Annotated in this window: 3 protein-coding genes; 1 reads left to right on the forward strand and 2 read right to left on the reverse strand. The window is 48.0% G+C overall.

Annotated elements, in window-relative coordinates; translation table 11 throughout:
- Positions 1–32: 32 nt before the first annotated feature.
- Positions 33–506 (reverse strand): Tn7 transposase TnsA N-terminal domain-containing protein, encoded by a 474-nt coding sequence (locus tag ACKFKF_RS34695; protein WP_446871896.1) that lies wholly within the window; start codon positions 504–506, stop codon positions 33–35.
- A gap of 791 nt (positions 507–1,297) precedes the next feature.
- Between ACKFKF_RS34695 and ACKFKF_RS34700 the strand changes: the two genes are divergently transcribed.
- Entirely contained in the window at positions 1,298–2,458 is a 1,161-nt protein-coding gene (locus ACKFKF_RS34700) for a transposase (protein ID WP_446871897.1), read from the forward strand.
- On the opposite strand, the gene ACKFKF_RS34705 is transcribed toward ACKFKF_RS34700, so the two are convergent.
- Positions 2,427–2,822 carry a DUF4158 domain-containing protein gene (locus tag ACKFKF_RS34705; protein ID WP_446871898.1) on the reverse strand — a complete coding sequence of 132 codons (396 nt, stop codon included), beginning with the start codon at positions 2,820–2,822 and terminating at the stop codon, positions 2,427–2,429. The two genes, ACKFKF_RS34700 and ACKFKF_RS34705, sit on opposite strands and share 32 nt — an antisense overlap.
- Between the last annotated feature and the right edge of the window lie 343 nt (positions 2,823–3,165).

Below are 3,165 nucleotides of genomic sequence, written 5' to 3' on the forward strand. Positions count from 1 at the left end.
AGTATCGACACTGCATAGTACAATACCCTCATTCATCCCTCTATTATGCAACGCCCTCCTGGTGGGCAATGCCATTTTCCCTGAATATCTTGGCAGTAGCGGTTTGAGTTCTCCTGAGCGAGTTTAATTAACTCCGTCTCGGTCTTACATTCCTCCCATTCCACGCCGTCGGTTCGCAAAACAAAAAAGTCGGGTGTGTACTGATGCCGCGTTCGTCGCCCAATTTTCGATGAGTAGACTAATTCAATCGGTGGCGGTTGGTCATAGTACTCCAGCACCATTTGATCATGCTCAAGTTCGTGAATCCGGGCTAATTCATTCCGATGCGACTCGAACTGAATCGTCAGTCCCATCTTTCGACTCGGATAGCTGCCACAAACGTTTTTTCGTCGCCCTTGAACTTGACGAGATGGGGCTGCGTTCCGAACTTGCTCAATCACGGCACGAGCAACGGAATTAACCTGAAGCTGTTGGCACCAATCGTTGAAGGCATGACTGCTTAACATCTTTGCAGCCTCCTGAAGAGTTACAACTGTGGAATCGGTACTCATCGCTTCTCACTTCAGCTAATCACAATTTTGAGTCTGTTCAAGCCATTGCTGCAAATGTTTGCTCAACTTATGCTTTCAAAACAAAACTTTGGCTCATGTTATGCTTTCAAACCGTTTGGATTAAACTAAATCAAGCGACGCAAAAATCAGCATCTCAAGCATTTTTTGGCTCAACTTATGCTTTCACAATGGCTCAAGTTATGCTTACAGTGACATGTGGTTTCAACCATAAGTTGAGCAAGCCGCTCACTTTATGCTTTAAATCCAGTTGCTCACTTTATGCTTGAAAATCGCGCCTGCTTGAGACGGAATATTGCTTCGTTCGGAGACAATCTAAGGTTATAGCACTGACTGAAAAATGTTGAGAGTTCAGGTTTACGCTGCCGCTTCAGTACTCGAATGGTGTTGTGTGCGATTTGTTGAGTGATTTTTGGTGTGACCACTAATAGCGCTCCAATTGCCTCTGCGACCCACTGGTTCCATCTCCATTGGTCATCCGTCTTGTCGGCTCGAGGATGTGGCTCGACAGCATACCCAAGCCAAGCGCCACAGCGGGTGCAGTGACCAAGCGGTCTGTGCCGATTCAAATAAACTTGTAAAGAACCGCAGTAGGTACACCACAGTTGTAAGTAGCAACGGTGATGTGGACAGGTTTCTACTACGTCTAACGCCCAACAGGTAGGCTCAGTAGATCGAAAATTCTCTAGGAAAGGGGTAGAGTCAGGCTAACCAAAATTTAAACAGCCATGACTTCCTACCCATCCTTATTATGTGATACGCCCGCTTTGGATGATCAAAGCACCTTGGACTGCACGATCCACTGCTTGAGCGAACACCTTTGCTTGGAAACGAATGGCAGTTACACAGCGCGGGAATTCTTTGAAATCCTAGTGCGAGCGGCAAGCCGGGGAGATAGCATTGAACACACCACACGAAGTTTGTCAGGAGCACCTAGCAGCAACTGCATCCGCTATCAGCTAGAGAAACTGGACGACAGGGTGACATTAGAGGCACAAGTGAATGCCGCCTTGCAAAGTCGGATTCCACCCAAAATCGGCAAGGGGCGGCATCGCATCGCCATCGATTTGCACTTGATTCCCTACTATGGGGTACCGAACGAAATCGAAGCGCCGTATGTCTACCGCTCTCAAGCAAAAGCCGGGACGACCCGATTCTTTGCCTATGCGACTGTGTATGTGATTTGCCGCAACAGGCGTGTCACCTTGGGCATTCATGCGGTGCCGAGCGATGAAACCCTAGTTGCTACGCTCACCTATCTGTTAGCAATGCTCTCACCGTTGCGCGTGCGCGTTAAAGCGTTACTGCTAGATCGCGGTTTCTACTCAGTTCCCGTGATTCGCTGGCTCAAGGCACTCAACTTACCGTTTTTGATGCCTGCGGTAATTCGCGGCAAAACAGGGGGAACTCCTGCGCTGTGTGTCGGACGCAAAAGCTATCGCACAACCTACACCCTCAACAGTTCTGCGCATCGCAGCGTCACCTGTTGCGTTGCCGTGGTCTGCGGGTATTTCAAAGGATTCAAAGGGAAGCATGGCATTTGCGATGCCCTCTACGTCGTGCATCGCTTGAAGATCGCGCTCCCTCAACTACATGACTATTACCGCGACCGCTTTGGCATTGAAACGAGCTACCGCCTGAAGAATCAGGGGCGCATTCGCACCACCACCAAAAACCCAATCCTCAGATTTCTATTTGTCGCGTTAGCCTTGATTCTGGTGAATCTGTGGGTCTATTTGCTCTGGTATTTCGTCTCTCGCCCAAGACCCGGTGGGCAGGTGGTTTTGAAAGCTTTGTTTCCCTTCAAAACCATGTTGGATTTCCTCACTCATGCGGTAGAACGACGATTTCCGTTGATTACAGCCATTTATTTACCCGTGTCGGGCTGACTTTGCGATCTACTGAGGCTAGGTTGGTTGCAGAACGATAGCCTAGATACAATTCGATGCGTTGCTGATGACTGGTGCGTGTTTGAGTTCGATTACCATAGCTCGATAGTGCAGCGACAGGAATATCGAGTTGATGTGAAACAAATTCTACAACGTCATCGGGAATGCTGTGAATATCATCTGGAATAAAGCCTAAGTACCGCAAAGTCAGCAGTTGCAAAGCGAATCCGATGCGATTTGTATTCCCACGTCGTTGATCAACTAGACTCAAATCCTCATACGTTAAAGTGAAATGAGTTCTGATATCTTCTGGAAAACGGTTGAGGCGTTCTCGCTCGGCATCGGTTAATATTCTTCCTGGCATCGCAAGGTCTCAGTCTTTGTAAAGGTGGACTGAGTGTCGCACGAACCCAGCCAAAGACTGTCTGATAATGACTGCTAATGCCTCTACTGTTCTGATTTATCTGCGCGGACAGCAGAAGTCCCACCGAGGAATCAAGGATTCAGCCACCTAGACCGAATTGGATTACGCTTGTAGCATGGTCGTTAGATGTACTACTCAGTCCAATATTAGTCCCAGTCCTCTGTAGTACAATGTTTGACTGATTTGAGCAACTTATCAGTTCGTTAGTTCAAGCGATAAATTCCTTAGCGTTGTTTTTGGTGTGTGATTCGTTCAGCCTAAACAGATAGCAAGATCTGGGGAC

It is taken from the genome of Phormidesmis sp. 146-12, from assembly GCF_052939495.1.